The following is an 18,548-nucleotide window of genomic DNA, read 5'->3' on the forward strand; positions in this document are numbered from 1 at the left end:
TTATGAAATATATCTATTTGTCAAGTCTTATAATTGCAATGTCGGCATTCCTGTTTATGGGATGCGACAATGCAGATTACAAAGCGCAGGGAAATAGCCTGTACATTGCAGATGCCGCCGGTACCGCCAAGGCTACAACAATCACTATGGATGGTGGTGCGGATATCAACGTTACAGTGCGCCTGGCTCAGAAGCTCGGGGAAGATGTAGAAGTGGAAATCGGATTTACTCCGGAAATACTTACAGGCTATAATGCCAACAATGGTACGGAGTATGAAGCACTGCCTGCGGAACACTTGCCACAGGGGGCTACGGTTACTATTCCTGCCGGTGAAATTAGTGCCACTTTCCAGTTGCATATAGATGACTTTACTACAAATGGCATCACTTATGCCGTTCCTTTGACATTGGGTAATGTGATAAAAGGTAATGTTACAAAGTCTGCTGCACAGGGTAGGTTTATCTATGTACTATCCAAGCCGTTGAATGTTTCTGTTCCTGTGATGAAACCCGTTGGTTCAGATAAGGCGGAAACGGATCCGGAAAAGGATTGGGGCGCTGCTGTAGAAACCTATACATTGGAAGCATGGGTACGCATGAGCTATCTCAGTAGGAATAATCAGGCAATATTCAATGTTCGTGCCAATAATGAACTTTATATTCGTTTTGGTGATGCCAACTCTCCTTACAATTATTTGCAGGTTAAAGCGCACGGTGACGGTGGAACGGATACGGCAAGAGACTGGAATATTAATGAATGGTATCATGTAGCCATTGTATATAACGGTAGTGAACTTATTATTTATCGCAACGGAATACGCATAGCGGGAAAACAAGTTCCTGTACCGAAGGGTGGAATGATAATCAATGGTTTGCAGATGATTAGCAGTGGCTCTTCATGGTTCCGTGCTGAATGCGCTATGAGCCAGGTGCGTTTGTGGAACTATGCCCGTTCGGAAGCTGAAATTCAAAATAATATGTTCTTCGAAGTAAACCCGAAAAATCCGAACCTGATTGGTCTTTGGCCGTTGGATGAGGGTGACGGCAACACGTTCAAAGACGCTACCGGACAAGGACGCGATATGACTGCGGGTGCAGGTCTTATCAGACGTTGGGAACATAATGTTCGCTTCGATAAAAAATAAAGGACTTTTTTGCATAATAATGTGGATTAGGTATTGGTAAATACACAAAGGAAGCCCCGGTTTATTCAAGTATCCGTAAGAATACGAGGTAATGCTGGGGCTATTTTTGTGCTCTTCAAAGTGATGGCTTTACCTACATTTCCAATATATTGATTATCATGATAGATAACTGTAACCAGGTAGAAGAAAAATTTTCAGTGTTTTTTTTAGAAAACTATTCTAAAATAAGAAAATACGCTTATGGATTACTAAAATCAGAGTGTGATGCAGAAGATGTAGCACAGGAAGTTTTTATCAAACTTTGGGAACAACAAGAAGTGTGGGTGAATAATGAGAGGAAACTCGATGCCTATCTTTTGGTTATGACTAGAAATATCGCTTTGAACATTCTCAAACACCAACGGATAAAACAGGAATACCGTGACCGCTTTGTACAAGAGTTTACATCATATGAACGAGCGGATAATGATAACTTTTGGGCGGATATATGCCGGCGGGAGATACTGCAGAATATCCGTATCAAGCTGGAAACTCTCCCGAAGCGAAGAAGGATTATATTTAAGCTCAGTCGTTTTAAAGGGAAAAGCCATAGAGAGATAGCATCCAGAATGAACATTTCCATCCATACAGTAGAACGGCAAATATATCTGACACAAATAAAACTAAGAGAAGTTTTGCTACTCGTTTAACTCCAGGTAAAGTTTGTTTTTCTAGTGTTACAAAAAAGAGACTGACCTCATATTTATCGAGACAGTCTCTTTTTTATTTATTGATTAGCTTTGCTTAATAAGCTTCAATTTCATCCATCCACAATTCGGCAGGAATGATTGCCGGACCATTGTTCTTTTCAAAATCAATGCCGTTGCGCAACTTGCCACCATTCTGTATTTTCACTTTCAGGAACGTAGCCTGTGCCGGTTCAAATTCGATAGAATCAGTGAAAGCAATTCTTCCGGTTTGCGGATAATCATGTTTCAGTTCTTTCTGTGCTACCTGTATATAATGTTTTCCGTCAGCTGAAACTTCTACGGCAACTCCGCCGGCAGGAAGCATCCTCATAGCAGGATTGAATAAAGAACCGAAGACAACTTTGTTTACTTGTGTCGGCTGATTCAGATTAACAATGAATTCCAGATCTTTGCCTTCAGTGATGGCGAAACTGCTCCACGTATTATAAGAAGCATTGTTACCCCGTTTACCATTCGTTAATCCGAAGGTAGTCTTGTCAGCTCCCATCACATCATTCTCATCGAATATATCGCCCGTCCATCCCATCTTATAATTGACAGTAAACGGTTTTCCCGCTAATAAATTACCATACAATGGCTTGTGGGTGACTTTATCCAACATCTTTCCATCCTTGAAAGCAGCAGCTTTCAAATCAATATTCCCTTCGAGTACGAAAGGCTGTTCGTACAGAGTGGAAGTTGAAGTCGGTTCGCTGCCATCCGTAGTGTACCGGATTTCAGCATTCGGGTAGAAAGATTCCAATAATACCATTAATGGACCGTTTTCGTCTGCATGCGTATTTACGTTTACATTGAAGAAGTTGAGACAAGGCTTTGTATCCAACACTTCCAAACGTTCAAATTCGGTAACCATACGTTTGCAAAAATCTTTCCAGTCCTTGTTGGCATCCAGTGTCCAGCCTGTTTCTGCAATAGCCATAGCACGTGGGAAAGCCTGATAATCCGTACGGTCGGAGGTTTTCATATACTCTCTCCAAAGATTTCCCTGCATACCAATCACATGTTTCTTCACCAACTCGTCAGCATCGTCCGGGACAGGGTTATAGCTATATGTCTTTTTCAGAGTCGTATATCCGCCGATGGTAGTCGGGGCGATGGCCGGGTCTTCCTGGTAGAAATCCAGATAAGCATACGGCATCGGAGTCATAATGGCATTATGTCCCGCTTTGGCAGCGTTCAAACCACCTTCTACACCACGCCATGACATTACGGTAGCATTCGGTGCCAAACCACCTTCCAGTATTTCATCCCAACCGATGATGTTACGTCCTTTGCCGTTCAGGTATTTCTCCATGCGGGTAACGAAGTAACTTTGCAGTTTGTCTTCTTTACTATGCTTCACTCCGTCCACTTTGCTCGGAGTCACATCGTCCTTCAAACCTAACTGGCGGATTAACTGCTGGCAGAAAGCACTGTTCTTCCAGGCAGTCTTGGGACATTCGTCACCACCGATATGAATGTATTCGCTGGGGAACAACTCAACTACTTCATCCATCACCCCTTCGAAAAACTTGAAAGTCGTTTCGCTTGGACAGAATACTTGTTCGAATACGCCCCATGTAGGAGATACTTTATACGTCTGTGTAGAATCACAAGACAACTCAGGATAGGAAGCAAGGGCAGCCAACGCATGTCCCGGCATTTCTATTTCGGGAATAACATTGATATATTTGCTTGCTGCATAAGCTACTACCTCTTTGATTTGCTCCTGCGTATAATATCCACCATGCTCCTCTCCATCAAAAACTTGCGGATAGTTCACAAAATAATAGTCTACCAACGTCTTTTCACGCTTGGAGCCTATTTCCGTCAACTTCGGATATTTCTTGATTTCGATTCTCCAACCCTGGTCGTCTGTCAGATGCCAGTGGAAAGTATTCATCTTGTTCATGGCCAGAAGGTCGATGAACTTATAAATATAGTCTATCGGTACATAATGACGGCAAACGTCCAACATCAGTCCGCGATAAACAAAACGGGGAGCATCTTCTATCTCTACGGCAGGAACCGACCAGTTGGCTTTTTTATCCAGTTGTTTACCGTAGACAGCGGTAGGAAGAAGTTGGAAAAGAGTTTGCACTCCATAGAAAAATCCATTCGGTTGAGAGGCGGTCACTGTGATGAGATTGGGGGTAACAGACAGTTTATAGCCTTCTTGGGGCATACCTTCCTGGATAACGAAACAAATAGCTTGTTTGCCGTCTGCGCTATCAGCTTCTTTCAAAGAAATTCCTGCTGTCAGCTTCAACTGTTCGGCCAAACTATTGGCAATGTTTTTCACTTCGGGAACATCGTGTGGAACAACCAATTTTACTTTGTTATTCAACTCGAAACGCCCTTCCTTCGGGAGCATTTGATTGGGCTTGGGAACGATGTTGTACTCGTTCGCCACTTCTTTTGTCTTTTGGCAACTGGGGGTCATCATAAGCAAAGACAAAAGAAGAAGAGAAATACTTTTCTTCATGGTCAATAATGTGTGTTAAGTTATAAATAGAATTGACACGACAAATGTACTCGTTTAAATGATAAGTTCCAATAATATAGGAAATAAAAAAGCCGGGACAATGCCCGGCTTTTAGTGAGAGGTTCAGAGTTTTTTTTACGTTTTGTGTTTTTATTTAAGAAGTTGTTCTTCGATGATTTGCACATATTTCTCGGGAGTAGCACCTACTTCAACAATCGGTTTTCCACCTACCGGAATAAAGAATAGGGTAGGCAATGCCTTCACGCCGAAATGATTGCATAAATCTTTCTCTTTGTCTGCATTTACTTTATAGAATACTACTTTTCCCTTATATTTCTCAGCCAATTCTTCCATTTTGGGAAGCAGGCGCATACAAGGTCCGCACCAGGTTGCCCAAAAGTCGATTACGACAGGTTTGTCCCCATTATAAACAAAATCATTGTTTTTCTGATAATCAAAAATATGTTCCAAGAAGAATTGACGGGTAATCGGATTCATTTTACCATCCTCTACTTTCACTTCCGTGATTTTTGCTTCCGATTCGGGAATAGGAGCCAGGTCGAACGGTTGAAAATAGATTTTCTGATGAATGTAGTCGATGGATAAAATGCCATAATCCAATAATTTATTGCCTAGTACGGAACGTTTCAGGGACGGATTCTTAACCGCCGAAGCATTCTCTATCTTTGTTTTTACAAACATGGTTTCCGGCAGAATCAGGCTTTCTTCTTCCTGTGCGGCTTCTTTATATCCATAGGATACTTTCTGCATCGTTCCTTTCGGATACAAAGCACTCCATTCGCCAAACTCCTTATCAGTAAGATGAATCAATCCGTCATTCCAGGTATCCAGGATGAACGAAACCGTTTTTCCCAGAATCGTTATCGGACATACAACGCCAAAACCCGTAATCAATTCAAAGTTCTCCCGATGATTCAGCTTCATGTAAGAAGGGCGGTAAGGTTGTGTGATAGTAATTCTTTTCCGTTGCATATCAATAGTCAGGACAGAGGTGCGGAACACGGCGGAGTTCAGGACACCCATAACCCCCAACTTGCGCAGATAAGGTTCATCATTCAGAATAAACGCAGGTACATTACTGTTGAACGTATTATTGCCGATAGCCAATGTTCCCATCTCATAGATTTCTCCTACCGGTACATCTTTGAATACAAACTCCTGATAACTACTGAACGTGCCTGTTTTCTCTGTGTTGATGCGTAGTTTCTTGATAGCTTCGGGAAGTAAGGCATTGTGTCCGGCGAGGTCGAGGACAAAGTCCGCAGTCTCCCCGTTTACAGTAGCATTCACAATAATCTTCCCATCCGTAATTTTAAATGGAATGACCTCTGTCATTGTATTCTGCGTTTGCGCTTGAATACCTGTAGTTATACAGAACGCAAACAAACAGAAATATATCTTTCTTATCACTTGTCCCATACTTATTCTGTTTAAAGTTTATTTCTCTTTTCTGATTTCGATTTTCTCCTCCCGGTCGTCTTTCCTGATAATGATATAACCGCTATCATCGGTGATAGCATTCATTATCTCTTCCACAGCCATCTGACTCATAGGGCAATCTTCTAAAGAAGTTCCGTTGATATTAATCACCTGATCGCCGAAAGCCACTTTATCTTTTATGCTGTCCCATACCGTAGTGATTTCAAATCGCTTGTTACGTGGTAATATACTAACATTCCAAAGGGATGGAGCACCACCCATATCGACTTTCTCTTCTTCAAACGGGAAGAAATAGAAACGTCTGCGCATATAGTCGATAATGACTTTGCCATATTTCAGCAAATCCACTCCGATGATTGTTGTGCTCATTATCGTTGTGGTGCTACCCACATTCGTGAATTCTTTTCCCATAATACGAATAGAAGGAATATTCACCTTTTTAATATCTACCGGTTGTCCCAGCCCTGTGATACCGGCAGCTACGATGCCATATGCGTGGTTAGTGACCTGCATTCCGGAAACTTTGGCCAATTTATTATAATCTTCCGTTGAATAAAGCAGAAAACCACTTGCGCCGGTATCAAACAATACCCTCAAATCATTTTTACCCAACCGGACATTAATAATGGAATGATGCTGTGTATCATTAACAAAAGGAACGCCGTCCGTCACTTTCAGCCCTTCAGGGCGATATGGATAGTTGATAACCATGATTTTTGAACGGGAGTCGAACGTTACGACTGATTGTCCGAAAGCATCTCCTCCCAGAATACCGACCACTCCCAATTCCGTGAAAAAAGGATTCTTGGGGAATACCATCGTTTTCAACTGCCGGATAGTATAGTAGTTTCCGATGGATACATCCCGCAGGTTCGCTTCCTGATAGCTGGCTCCTTGTGCATTCATATCTGATATATTCATATATCCCGCAGCAGTTGCCTTCATTTCGGTGACTGCGTCATGCATCGTTCCGGTCTTTCCACCCGTATCTACAATGTATTTCGCTTTAACGCCATTCACTGTGACAGGAATAATAATTTTCTCCCGGATGAATTCATAAGGGATAGTGTCGCAAACCTTATTTTTGATTTGCGCCGTTATGTTCTGCCCGCAGATTAAAAACAATAGCAGCCATAAGCCGGTCAGTATTGCTATTCTTTTCATGTTATTCTTTATTTACTGATTTTCTCCGCTTCCAAAACAGCTTGATAAGCATTCACGATACCCCCTGAAATACATAAATCATCGAAAAGAAATAAATCCTGTGAATTCTTGTTTTTGACAAGGATTCCTTTTTCTACTTCTACTCCTTTGCGTGAAGTAACGCTTTTCAGCAGGATGTCACGAATCTGCGTTCCCGTCAGTTTAGGGAAATAAGTCTTTAAGAGAGCCGCTACTCCGGCCACTGTGGCAGAGGACATTACTTCACCGCTTCCCGTCTGATACGTATCTCCCATATAAGAAGAATAAATATCAGTTCCCGGAGCATAAATATCCAAGGATGTGGCTCCATAATTCGTATTCAGTACCGGATTACCTTTCTTGTCCGATGAGGCAACCACCATCAAGTTAGTCAGTTCTCCGTCCTTCGTCATTTTCCGGTTCGGAAAGAATTCTTCCTTATCCATATCCGTAGATAAGTCCCATACGGGAACTACCACTAACACTCCTTTTTTCTCCGCTTCCTTCAATGCATCTGCCACCCATTGTTTCTGTTCTTCGGGATACAGCGAATTCTGTTCGGGCAATAGGATAACATCCGCGCCATGATTGACTGCATAACGGATGGCGAGTGCCATATCTTTGAGAGATGGTTCTCCCACTCCCGGGTGAATACGCAAAGTCATGATTTCAGCGTTATCGGCGATACCATTCATGCCGATTCCGTTATCACGTTTGGCCGCGATGACACCGGCTTTCATTATACCTGTTGCGGCATCTGAAGTCAGTAGTACATTGTTTCCATAATGAATATCATTAATATCCAGAGGATTATCACCTACAATCTCTTCCCGGCTGTTTTTGCTATATTTCTTTAATGCGTTTTCGTAGGAAGCTTTAGCTGTTTCTATACTTCTCTTCCCCATGTTTTGATAGACATGCTCCCATTTATCCGTTTTATAGATACTGAAAGCATAGGCGGCAAGAACGAAAGTCACTTCAGAAAGACTGTCTTTCTCTGCTTTCGGATCATAACAAGTCTGAAATTCGGTAAGAGTTAATTCCTTTCCCGGAAAACGCTGTTTCATATCCTTATCAAACTTATCGAAGTATTCGTCCATGACATATGACAGTTGTAAACCGCCATATGCGCCGGCAATTTTTGATTCCGGTATTACTTTATGACGATAATAGTTGTACTCATTCATATTTTCCGGTGCAGGAGTTTCTTCACGCTTACCATTGACAATCTTATAAAACTTTTTTCCATCAAAGATAAGGTCGGCGTATTTATCTTTCAGACGAAAGAACTCACGATCCCCTTCACGTGTCAGAGATTCCATCACTTGTCCATCTCTGCCACCGATGAAGTTCCAACCGTTGATATCATCTACCAATCCATTCTTATCATCATCTTTCTGATTTAGTTTTTCTTTTCTGTTTACCCATATATTGTGTTTCAGGTCTTCGTGGTCTACATCCATACCTGTACCGATTAATGCAACAACCGGTCTTTTTTTCGCTTTCTTTTTGTTGGCATTCAAGTATTCATAAGCCTTGTTTACTTCAGCTCCATATACACCGTCCCGGTCGAAAGAACAGTTAAACCAATCCAGTTCAGATTGGCTCTTTTGTTTCTCTGCCTTTTGCTGTACGAGCTGAGCTGATACTGCTGCGCTGATAAGGCAGCATACGATAGAAAATATAAATTTCTTCATTGTACTATTGAGTATTAATATGATGATATTCTTTTATTTGCGTGCGTTTAAGATAGCCTCCCGAACCTGTTCGCCCCTTATGTTGCGTGCCAGTAGCTTGCCTTCTTTATCAATAACTACCAGAAACGGGATAGAATAAAATCCGTATGCCGATTGAAGAGTACTTGGAGCTTTGGAACTTTTAGGGAATCCCTCTTTGTCCCAAAGCATAATCCAAGGAAGTTGTTCTTCATCCACCATTTTTTTCCATTTGGCTTCACTGTCGTCCAGTGAAACACTGACAAATTCCAAATCATCCGCTTTTAGTTCATTATAGATTTTCAGCAGACTGCGCATTTCTTTGCGACAAGGACCACACCAGGAAGCGCAAAAATCCAAGACGACAATCTTTCCCCGTAAATCTTTCAGACTCACATTCTTTCCCTTGTCATCTACCAATGTGAAATCAGGACATACAGCTCCGACGATTCGATGGGAGAGGACTTCCACTTTATCCACCAACCATTGGGCAGATTGTGAGTTCCGGCTTTCGTCAGGTATCATATCCAATAACATTTTATTCGATTGGTAATCACTAACATTGGCTAAATAAGCCAGAGCAGCCGCCATACCGGGGGTGAGTTTTCCTTTCGCTGAATCCGGAATAGTTGCTTTACCCGAATTAGACTCTGACGGTAGATAATCCTGTAAAGCAAGGAAAGTATCAATACCTGTGAAAGATAATGAACTTTTCTGCGGATTCTGTGAATCAAAATACCCGTTGATGATCACCGTGTTGTTTTCCAGATAAATCTTTTGTTCTGTCTCACCCAAATAGAGCACGTAAACATCAGGCACGATTGTTTTTTCTTCGGTACTGAATGTTCCGTCCTGGGGTATCGCACAGCTCATCACTACGTTTCCTTTCAAGTCTTTCACCTGTAGGGTAGTAGGCTTTAAAACTTTGATTTTACCTTTTATCTGCAGGCCGCCTGCTCCCCATGCGCATGTAGCGCATAGGAGAAACAGCATAAATAATATATTATTTTTCACAGGTTTCATTTCATTCTTATTGTTAATAAGGCGTTTTTAAGGGAGAATGGCAGGAGGAAGCTCCGGATAAGGAGTGATATTCCAAGTTGCCGGCCCTTCAGCAATAGCATTCAGGTCGAGATTATATTTCTCCTTCATGTACTTCTGTACAAGGTCAAATTTCTCTTTTGTAAAAGGATACTTGCTTGAAGGAAACATTTCTTCACGTTCTTCCTTCGTGAAACGTATGGATAATTGCACATAGCCAAGGAATGTTGCCGCTGCTGCGGTAGGGGCTGCTGCGGGTTTAGTGTAATTACCATTAGCTGTATTAATTTTCCCCGGATACCCTCTGTTCAGATAGTAGTTCGGTTTGAGCTTATCTTCGTCATAGTCGGTGATAACCAGTCGGGTACTGTGGTCAAATCCGGTATCAAATTCCGTTGGCATTACAATATTCCCTTTTCCGATAGCTGCTGTTATCACATCATTTATAATAAAGCAACGGCGTATGGCGTAACTTGTTTTGTCTTCTGTCAGCGGACTCATCCATGCGATAAGAGGATCCTTTTGGGATGCTCCTACATTCTGTCCCCAGAAACAGGTGAGCCAACAGTCCATCATGGCTAAATCTCCCTGGCTCTTCATCGGATTATAAAGAGTCGCTGTAGGGAATGTCCATACATTATGAAAATTGAATGCAAGATACCAGTACATGGGAAGTATCTTCTCTGTTATTTTCGGATTCAGATAATGAAACACATGCTCTTTCATGAATTTGACATAAAATTGCGTCATTTCATCGTTGATACATCCTGTTCCATGATAGGTTATCATTCCTGTATTCCCCCCAATCCAGCTTTTAGTAAAATCCTGGTCTAAAATATCTTTGTAAATCAGTCGCACTCCGAATTCATTGTAAATATCAATGATGTCATCATCCCAACTATTATCTCCTTGTGGAAATTCAAAACGTCCCGCATTGCCGGAATCTGAAGCTGTAATCGGGTCTTCATCATAGCAGGAAGCCAATGTTAAGCAGGCAATAAAGACCCATATATTATATATTGATTTCATATATTTATCTTTTTATAAAAAAATGAATACTGTCAGTTAGTTCACTCGTTTGGGAGCCAATGGATTTTGTTCCAACTTAATGTTCTTATCCATGATTGCTTTGGAGAGTGGCATTGTATAAGACGGGTCGTTTTTCGTCAAAGTATACGTATTCCCATTCCACTTATGAGTGAATGAAGGCATCCCATAACGGCGTAAGTCGAACCAGCGTTGTCCTTCAAAGCAAAGCTCTTTTCTACGTTCATCGCGAATCATGTTTACCAATGCTTCTCCGGTCAATCCGGAAATGGTTGTGTAAGTAGCCGGTGTGTAGCGCTTTTCGAGCAGTGTATTCATGGCACTGATGGCTTCTCCTTCGGCATTATCCAAGGCAGCAGCTTCCGCTAGATTCAGATAGGCTTCCGACAATCGGAACGAGAGCGCAAAATATTCATTGGAACTTACCGGAACAGAATTGCTTGTCTTATATTTCCCATAAGGCAGATACGAATCATAAAATGTATTCTTATTAGGATCTTTTGCGTTTACCAGTATTTCTCTCACAATGTATAAGTCCTTGCGCAAGTCTCCGGCTTTGAAGCTGGATAATAAAGTTTCTGAAGCATTGAAGGCTCTTCTTGTCGTTTTGTCACTGCTGTTGGTCAGGTAAGTTACATATTGGGAAACGAGATCCTGAATACTGCCATACGCCCAAATAACTTCGGGAGAAGTGTAACTATTGAACTCATAGTATGGATCTTTAACTGTGGGATCCGGTAACGAAATGCCGTTAAGGTCAAGAATACTAAAGTTCCAGTCATTGATTACTTTACCGGCATACTTTCTGGCTTCCGACCAGTTTTCCATATAAAGATACACGCGGGATTTCAACAATTCCACCATCGGCAGACTAACTAAGAAGTTCGGTTGGTACTGGTTGGCAACCGGTACCGTCAAGAATAAACGTTCGGCTTCGTTGAGATCATCTATAATCTGTGTATAGACTTCTTCTACTGTGTTACGTGTCATCATAACATTACTTTCTTCGCTCATTTTACTATCCAACTTTAACGGTACGCCCAATGCTGCCTTATTATAATTATAAGGCGCGCCGTAATAGTTGACCAGCAGATAATAATAGAAGGCCCGGAGTCCTAATGCCTGCGCTAGTACATAGTTTTTTTCTTCCGTTGTGCCGGCAACATCATCCATATAGTCTAATACTGCATTTGCTCCCAAAATGTATTTGTAAGTTCCTTCCCACACATTGGGTATATTCACATATCCTATCTGTGGCATGGCTATGAACATATCAGATTGCCAGCTAAACATATATTCCAATGCATTGGACGTTGTTTGTTGATTTTCTAAAAAAGAAAAACCATCCAGTTCTTGTTGTTGAAGGTCGTCATTGAATATTTCCAGATAACTGAGTAAATTATATTGGGAGGTTTGCTCCGGATAGGCTGCTCCGATCAGTAATTCCTGTAAAGCTGTGGCTTCTTTAGGTACATACTCGCTTTGCGATTTAGGCTCCAGAAAGTCACCGCAAGAGGAAAGGCTGACAAAAAGGGTTGCGTAAAGTATATTTTTTAGTTTCATATTATATTCCATTTTACTCTTTAAAAACCTACATTAATACCAAATGAGAAAGTACGTGGCATAACGCTGTTGTCCAGTTCCGGGTCGAAACCGTTAAAGCGTTTGCTGGCAATGACAAAGAGATTGTCTACACTAAAGTTAAGAGACAAGTTCTTGGCGAAAATTTTGTCGCACCATTCACGTTTCATCTGCCAGGTGAGTCCCATGCTGCGGCAACGCAGGAACGAACCGCTGACAACCATTGCATCAGATCTTTCCCACATTTGAATCAAGCTTTCAGCAGTTTCTCCATCAGGCAATTTCATAAGAGTATCTACTCCGCGCGGCAAAGCCGGTATGATTGTATATGCTTCGTCACCAGGTGCTTTCCAACGCTTCAATAAATCTCGGTTGGCATTTGTTGTAGGGTCGGGCATAGTACTTCTTGAACCGCCAAAATCCTTATAGGGAGATGTCAGTCGTTTCTTATTGCCAACAATTAAGGCAAAATTTGTATTCAGGGTCAGTGATTTATAACGAAAACTTAACCCCATACCACCGGTAAAGTCAGGCTCTTTCTGACCGGAATAAACAAGGTAGGTTGTTTTGTCAATGCTAGAATCACGTTCTTCTTCGGGGACATCCAGTAAGTTGAAAGTTGGTTTTCCGTTTTCATCCAATCCGGCAAAAGAGTAAGACCAGAATGCACTTAACGGAAAGCCTTCCTTGAGAATATAATCAGATTTTCCATTCAGGAAATTCATATGAGTGGTTACTATTTCCGTTTCGCCCCCCTTATTCCAGTTCTTGGAGATATTCATACTGACACTTAAAGCATAATCACGTTTTTGAAGTGGAGTGAAAGATAAGGTATATTCTACACCACGGTTGCGGATAATTCCACCATTTCGTTTCATATCTTTAATGCCATACTCATATGGGAGAGCCAGCGATACAACAGCATTGGAACGTCGTGTATAGTATTCCAAATTCATGTAGAACATATTGAATAATTCCAGGTCGAGACCGAAGTTCCATGTCTTCGTACGTTCCCACGAAAGATGTGGATTGGGAATTTGGGTAATAGTGGAGAAATATTGATTATATCCCGGTTTTACCCCCTTTTGTTCCAAAATTAATTCAGGACTAAGACGGGTCAGTGCATTACCTTGGATTCCATATGTTCCACGGAAGTTCAGTGTAGTTATCCACTTCAGATGTTCCTTGATGAGTTTTTCTTCCGAAGCTCTCCAGGAGAAACCAATAGAATAGGTTGGGTCAAAGCGATTATTCGTATCTTGTCCGAAGCGGTTGGAAGCATCGTTACGCACATTGGCATTGACTACATAGCGGTTCATATATGAATATGCAAAGGTGGCAAATACGGAAAAGAAGTTATTTGTAGTGTTTGTTTTTCTCCATCCTGAACCATATATATCACTAAGTAACCCCCAACCAGTGAAGGCAGGATTGCCAATAGGTTGAAAATCTTCCGGTGTAGTAGGAGCTACAATACGTTCTCCCCTGTCGGGTACATAACCATACAGAGTGTTGCGTATTCCTTTTCCCGTAGTGGAGCGAACTTCTGTACCTATCAAAGCATTCAAGCGGTTGTTCTCATTGAATGCTTTGCTAATTTGTATTTTGTTCTGAATGTTATAGGCATACTGATTTGAATTGTTGGTGTACAATCTTCCACCGAATGGTAATTGGGCTGCTTTGAACTCGGGACTGGTAGGATTAACTGAGTTATAATCATATCCACGATATTGATTGGCAATATAGTACGTTTGTTCTGTCAGCCAACTTTCATTGGTACTATTGTTGTCAGTATATCCACCTGTAAATTGATAAGTCAGCCAGTCCAGAATATTCCATTTCAGATCGAGTGAAGCGGACATATGGGTAGAACGTGATTTAGAACCACTGTTATCACGCTCATTAATGAAATTGTATGAGAGAGATTCATGAGTATTATTGTATCTGTAATTTCTTATTTTTTGATAATATACATCGGGATCGATGGCGCGGTTAGTGGTGGTCGCATAGCCCAATGGGTCTACACCTCCAGAAAATCCGGTAGTTGTGCTGACACTACCATTCATCGTGACGCTGATAGTCAGTTTCTGTACGGGACGCATTAAGAGAGAAATGCGTCCGGTCATACGTTCACTGTCATTGCCGATTTCCTGTCCTTCGCTGTTGGTATAACCCATTGAGGCTGAATAGCTGAATTTATTTGTACCACCGGAAACACTGACATTATGATTATGGCTGAACGAGCGGCGGGTCAGTAACTTTAACCAGTCGGTATTTTGTGTTTCTAAAGTTCTGTAGGCATTACTGTATTCAGATTCTGAAATATCATGTTCCAGATACATTCGTAATAAACCTTCATAGGTATATAGTTCTTTATAAGGAACAGTCGCATAAGACGTTCCCCAGTTGAAAGCATCTTGTGAGAATTGAACACGCTCTTGTGAGTTCATCAGATTAAACATACCATAATTCGGCCGTTGTCCGATATTGAAATTGGATGAGTAGTTCACCGTCAGCCTGTCACTGGTATTTCTTTTGGTTGTGATTTCAATAACACCATTAGATGCCTTCGAACCATAGATAGCGGTTGCGGAAGCATCTTTCAAAATAGTGATATTCTCAATATCTGCCGGATTTAACCAAGATATCTGATTACCGATGATATTTTTCAAATCCTCTGTCATTAGACTGCTATCGTCCAAGTCAACGGAAAAATCTTCCTGAATGATACCGTCTACTACCCACAGCGGATCCTGATTACCGATCAATGTACTGGTACCACGAATCTTAATCTGCGGTGCGCTACCTACACGGCTACTACTGCTCGTTACCATCATACCCGCTACACGTCCCTGCAACATTTGGTCGATGGTGCTGTATGAAGGCATCACAATATCCTTCGCCTTCAGAGTGGTAATAGAACCAACGAGGTCACGACGTTGAATATTCTGGTATCCGGTCACTACCACTTCATCTATTTCCGTATTACTGCTGTTCAGTGTAATATTGATTGTCTTCTTTCCTGTGTATTTTACAACTTTCTTCTCCATTCCGATGAAAGAATAAGTCAGAACCAACCCTTCCTGCGCAGGGATAATACAAGTATAATTCCCGTCCATTCCGGCGATACCACCGCTTTTCGAGCCACGGATGGTGACCGTAGCGCCGGGAAGTGCTTCACCGTTTGAGTCGCGTATCCATCCGGTGATGGTAATATTCTGAGTGCTTCTTTTCTTGATGACGATGGCATTGCCGGAAACTTCGTAAGTAAGGTTAGTGCCGGCCAGGCATTCATCCAGAATTTCGGTAACCGTTTTGTCTTTCGCTTTTACATTGACGTCCGATACACCGGATATGTCTTTCGTCGCATACATAAAGACGAATTTCGTCCGGTTCTGTAGATACCAAAGTGCCGCTTCCAGCGTTTCCCCTCGCAGGTCGACGGTAATTCTTTGGTTTTCCTGTGCCTGAATCATAAGTGAAGAGAGAGAGAATATCCATAGAAGACAGAATCTTACGAAGTTTCTGCTCACGTACGATATTCCCCACGGTAAGGGTTGTACTCGTTTTTTCATACTGTGTTAGTTATATAAGTATTAATTATTGTTTGTAAGAAATATGTAGAATGCCATCTCGTTGCTTGATGTCTACCAGGTTAAGTCCCATAATCATGTCGATAATCGGATTCATGTTTTCATAGCGGTTGAGATAAGCTCCGATTTTCACTTGTTTGGCGGTATCGTCTTCAAACGTATAGTTGAATCCGTACCATTTGGAAAGATAAGACATGACACTTTCCAGAGAAACATTCATAAAAATGAATGACCCTGACTCCCAGGAAGTGTATAATTCTGTGTTGACGGTGTTGACGGTACTTTCATGCGTGCTTTTATCATAAGCAAAATGCTGGTTCGGAATCAAATCGAAATCTTCATTTCCGTTCTTTATGGTTACGGAACCGTTTATCAGCGTCGTACTTTCTGTCTGTTCGTCCGCATACGCCCTGACATTGAAAGAAGTTCCCGTCACTCGTATGGCAGTATGAGGAGTCTGCACGATAAACGGATGCTCCTTGTCCGGAGCGACATCAAAATAAGCTTCCCCTTCAATTTCCACAATACGTTCCTGACCACTGAAACACACCGGATAAGTCAGTTGGGTTTCCGCATTCAGATGAATCTTTGTTCCGTCTGAGAGGGTGATATGACATTCCATTCCCTGCAAGGTGCGGAGCGTATTCTTGATTTCTTTTATCTGCGGTTTGTTGGTAGGCGTGTGATAGTTGATACCTTTGGCATCAATGACAAACACTTCGGTAGCTCCTTCGGGGAAAATACCTCCCGGAAGGCTGAACGTATTGCCATTACTCAAAGTCACTTCCCCGCCACGTGTTCCGGGAGTAATCTCGCTGATAGGCTCTTCGGCTACCCAATTATATATAAGGTAAGAAACCGGGAGCATTAACAGTAAAATAAGAGCAGCATATTTCAGGCTCCTTCTCCACGGAAAAAACATTGCTGACTTTTTACTGTCTCCAAGTAACGGATAAATCTTTTCCCATCCCTTTTGTGAAGGAAAACTTTTCAGTAACCGGGTATTTTCTTCATAGGTATCCTGATTCAGTATCCGGTCCGCCATCTTTTGATGTTCCGGGTTCTCGTCAATCCATTGGCGATAAGCTTGTTCTTCTTCCGGCGTAGACGAATAAGTGAATAGGGAAGCTAAGATTCTAGCAATTTTAAGTTTTTCTTTGAATGAATGCATCGTTTTTTCGATTTGTTATATGTATAAGACAACCAAGTCGAGAAAACGGGGTAATCAGAAAGTCACTTTATTTGCACAGGAAGAGAAATAATATATAATTTATCCCTTTGAGGCTTTCTCGAAGTTTGCGATAGGCTATTTTTTTTAACGTATGGACAGTTCCCTCTGCTATTTGCAATTTGTCAGCTATTTCATGGTTTTTTAACCCTTTCATGGAGAGTAAGATGATGTTTTGCATCTGGGTAGGCAGTTCTTCTACCGCTTTGCGTACCATACGAAAAGTTTCTTGCTCAATAATGGCAGCTTCGAAACCTTCTTCGCTGTCTTCTTGCGCTGCAAGATGAGAAATATCTATCTGTTCATGTTTCAGATGGTTCAGACACTTGTTTCGGGTGACGGTATAGAGGAAATTCTTCACTTTCAGGATATCATCGAACTCTTCCCGATGTTCCCAATAAGCGAGTAAGGCATCCTGTACGATGTCTTTGCAGATTTCTTTGTCTTTGATATAGTGGGCGGCAAATACACAAAGGATAGGGTAGTAGTCATCAAATAGCTTTTTGAAAGCGTTTTTGTTGCCACGTTTGATGTCTGCAATGATATTTTCTATGTATATGCTCACTATTTAGAGTAGGATTGTGATAAGCTGCGTGCTATCCAATCTTGCTTATTTTCTTCAGCTTTTCTTCTTCGATGATTTTGATTTTTCTTCCGTCGATAGTAATCAGTCGCTCTGTGGCGAACTGTGACAAGGTACGGATAGCATTCGAAGTAGTCATATTCGAAAGATTTGCCAAATCTTCGCGTGATAGGTAAATACTCAGGGTCGAACCGTCTTCTTCCAGGCCATAACTTTCTTTTAGGAAAATCAGGGATTCTGCCAGTCGTCCGCGGATATGTTTTTGAGTCAGATTGACGGTACGTTCATCGGAGATGCCCAGGTCGATGGAAAGCTGGCGGATAAAGAACATGGCCAAGTCGTTGTTTTGTGCAATCAGTGTTGCGATGGCACTCATGGGTATCAGACAGACTACGGAAGGCTCGAAAGCTGCTGCGGCAGTTACGAAATCTTGTTGAGCGAAATAGGCACGATAAGCAAAGTATTCGCGTGGTTTAATCATGCGAATAATCTGACTTCTACCCCCTACGCCATCTTTGAAGATCTTGACTTTGCCATTGATGAGACACATCAGGTGAGACGGTCTTTCCCCTTCACAATAGATGGTTTCATTCTTTTTGTAGGTCTGTATCGTATAATTGTTCATCAGAAACTCCTTTTGCTCATTATTCAAAGGAGCTATCATATCGGATAACGGTTCCGAAATATCGATGTCTGACATGTTCATTTTTACCATGGGTGCTACAAAACTGTGTTATACAGCACAAAAGTAAAAATAAA

Annotated in this window: 13 protein-coding genes; 2 read left to right on the plus strand and 11 right to left on the minus strand. The window is 41.7% G+C overall.

From position 1 onward, the window contains the following. Positions 1-2: 2 nt before the first annotated feature. On the plus strand, positions 3-1,145 hold the full coding sequence (locus HC965_RS19095; RefSeq protein ID WP_191032942.1) for a LamG-like jellyroll fold domain-containing protein: 1,143 nt from the start codon (positions 3-5) through the stop codon (positions 1,143-1,145). Between the two features lie 158 nt (positions 1,146-1,303). Beyond that, positions 1,304-1,834, plus strand: a complete 531-nt coding sequence (locus tag HC965_RS19100; RefSeq protein ID WP_191032943.1) for an RNA polymerase sigma-70 factor — start codon at positions 1,304-1,306, stop codon at positions 1,832-1,834. A 94-nt stretch (positions 1,835-1,928) separates the two neighbouring features. Here the strand turns inward: HC965_RS19100 and HC965_RS19105 are convergent, their stop codons facing one another. The 11 genes from HC965_RS19105 to HC965_RS19155 all read right to left on the minus strand — a co-directional run bounded on the left by HC965_RS19105 (position 1,929) and on the right by HC965_RS19155 (position 18,504). Continuing rightward, on the minus strand, positions 1,929-4,358 hold the full coding sequence (locus HC965_RS19105; RefSeq protein ID WP_191032944.1) for a beta-N-acetylhexosaminidase: 2,430 nt from the start codon (positions 4,356-4,358) through the stop codon (positions 1,929-1,931). Between the two features lie 150 nt (positions 4,359-4,508). Next, complete coding sequence (locus HC965_RS19110; protein ID WP_191032945.1) at positions 4,509-5,798, minus strand: thioredoxin domain-containing protein; 1,290 nt, start codon at positions 5,796-5,798, stop codon at positions 4,509-4,511. Positions 5,799-5,816: 18 nt separating this feature from the next. Beyond that, a complete protein-coding gene (locus HC965_RS19115; RefSeq protein WP_191032946.1) occupies positions 5,817-6,983 on the minus strand; it encodes an aspartyl protease family protein in 1,167 nt (388 codons plus the stop codon). Positions 6,984-6,991: 8 nt separating this feature from the next. Next, positions 6,992-8,698, minus strand: coding sequence for a S8 family serine peptidase (locus HC965_RS19120; protein ID WP_191032947.1), 1,707 nt, complete (start codon positions 8,696-8,698; stop codon positions 6,992-6,994). A 33-nt stretch (positions 8,699-8,731) separates the two neighbouring features. Further along, positions 8,732-9,739: a TlpA disulfide reductase family protein gene (locus HC965_RS19125; protein WP_191032948.1), complete on the minus strand. Its 1,008-nt coding sequence runs from the start codon at positions 9,737-9,739 to the stop codon at positions 8,732-8,734. 27 nt (positions 9,740-9,766) lie between these two features. Next, positions 9,767-10,786, minus strand: coding sequence for a hypothetical protein (locus HC965_RS19130; RefSeq protein ID WP_191032949.1), 1,020 nt, complete (start codon positions 10,784-10,786; stop codon positions 9,767-9,769). A 36-nt stretch (positions 10,787-10,822) separates the two neighbouring features. Next, positions 10,823-12,367: a RagB/SusD family nutrient uptake outer membrane protein gene (locus HC965_RS19135; RefSeq protein ID WP_191032950.1), complete on the minus strand. Its 1,545-nt coding sequence runs from the start codon at positions 12,365-12,367 to the stop codon at positions 10,823-10,825. Between the two features lie 20 nt (positions 12,368-12,387). Then, complete coding sequence (locus HC965_RS19140; protein WP_191032951.1) at positions 12,388-15,960, minus strand: SusC/RagA family TonB-linked outer membrane protein; 3,573 nt, start codon at positions 15,958-15,960, stop codon at positions 12,388-12,390. A 25-nt stretch (positions 15,961-15,985) separates the two neighbouring features. Beyond that, the gene (locus HC965_RS19145) at positions 15,986-17,149 is read right to left on the minus strand and encodes a FecR family protein (RefSeq protein WP_191032952.1); all 1,164 of its coding nucleotides are present in this window, start codon (positions 17,147-17,149) and stop codon (positions 15,986-15,988) included. A 67-nt stretch (positions 17,150-17,216) separates the two neighbouring features. Beyond that, entirely contained in the window at positions 17,217-17,771 is a 555-nt protein-coding gene (locus HC965_RS19150; protein WP_191032953.1) for an RNA polymerase sigma-70 factor, read from the minus strand. 31 nt (positions 17,772-17,802) lie between these two features. Continuing rightward, entirely contained in the window at positions 17,803-18,504 is a 702-nt protein-coding gene (locus tag HC965_RS19155) for a Crp/Fnr family transcriptional regulator (RefSeq protein WP_191032954.1), read from the minus strand. Positions 18,505-18,548 lie beyond the last annotated feature (44 nt).

Origin of the sequence: Bacteroides sp. GM023 (assembly GCF_014750685.1) — a bacterium.
Lineage (GTDB): Bacteria > Bacteroidota > Bacteroidia > Bacteroidales > Bacteroidaceae > Bacteroides.

Excerpts from the sequence above, each read along its gene's own strand:
- HC965_RS19135 (WP_191032950.1), bottom strand. The coding sequence starts at position 12,367 with ATGAAACTAAAAAATATACTTTACGCAACCCTTTTTGTCAGCCTTTCC.
- HC965_RS19110 (WP_191032945.1), bottom strand. The coding sequence starts at position 5,798 with ATGGGACAAGTGATAAGAAAGATATATTTCTGTTTGTTTGCGTTCTGT.
- HC965_RS19120 (WP_191032947.1), bottom strand. The coding sequence starts at position 8,698 with ATGAAGAAATTTATATTTTCTATCGTATGCTGCCTTATCAGCGCAGCA.
- HC965_RS19140 (WP_191032951.1), bottom strand. The coding sequence starts at position 15,960 with ATGAAAAAACGAGTACAACCCTTACCGTGGGGAATATCGTACGTGAGC.
- HC965_RS19095 (WP_191032942.1), top strand. The coding sequence starts at position 3 with ATGAAATATATCTATTTGTCAAGTCTTATAATTGCAATGTCGGCATTC.
- HC965_RS19105 (WP_191032944.1), bottom strand. The coding sequence starts at position 4,358 with ATGAAGAAAAGTATTTCTCTTCTTCTTTTGTCTTTGCTTATGATGACC.
- HC965_RS19145 (WP_191032952.1), bottom strand. The coding sequence starts at position 17,149 with ATGCATTCATTCAAAGAAAAACTTAAAATTGCTAGAATCTTAGCTTCC.
- HC965_RS19155 (WP_191032954.1), bottom strand. The coding sequence starts at position 18,504 with ATGGTAAAAATGAACATGTCAGACATCGATATTTCGGAACCGTTATCC.
- HC965_RS19125 (WP_191032948.1), bottom strand. The coding sequence starts at position 9,739 with ATGAAACCTGTGAAAAATAATATATTATTTATGCTGTTTCTCCTATGC.
- HC965_RS19115 (WP_191032946.1), bottom strand. The coding sequence starts at position 6,983 with ATGAAAAGAATAGCAATACTGACCGGCTTATGGCTGCTATTGTTTTTA.
- HC965_RS19130 (WP_191032949.1), bottom strand. The coding sequence starts at position 10,786 with ATGAAATCAATATATAATATATGGGTCTTTATTGCCTGCTTAACATTG.
- HC965_RS19100 (WP_191032943.1), top strand. The coding sequence starts at position 1,304 with ATGATAGATAACTGTAACCAGGTAGAAGAAAAATTTTCAGTGTTTTTT.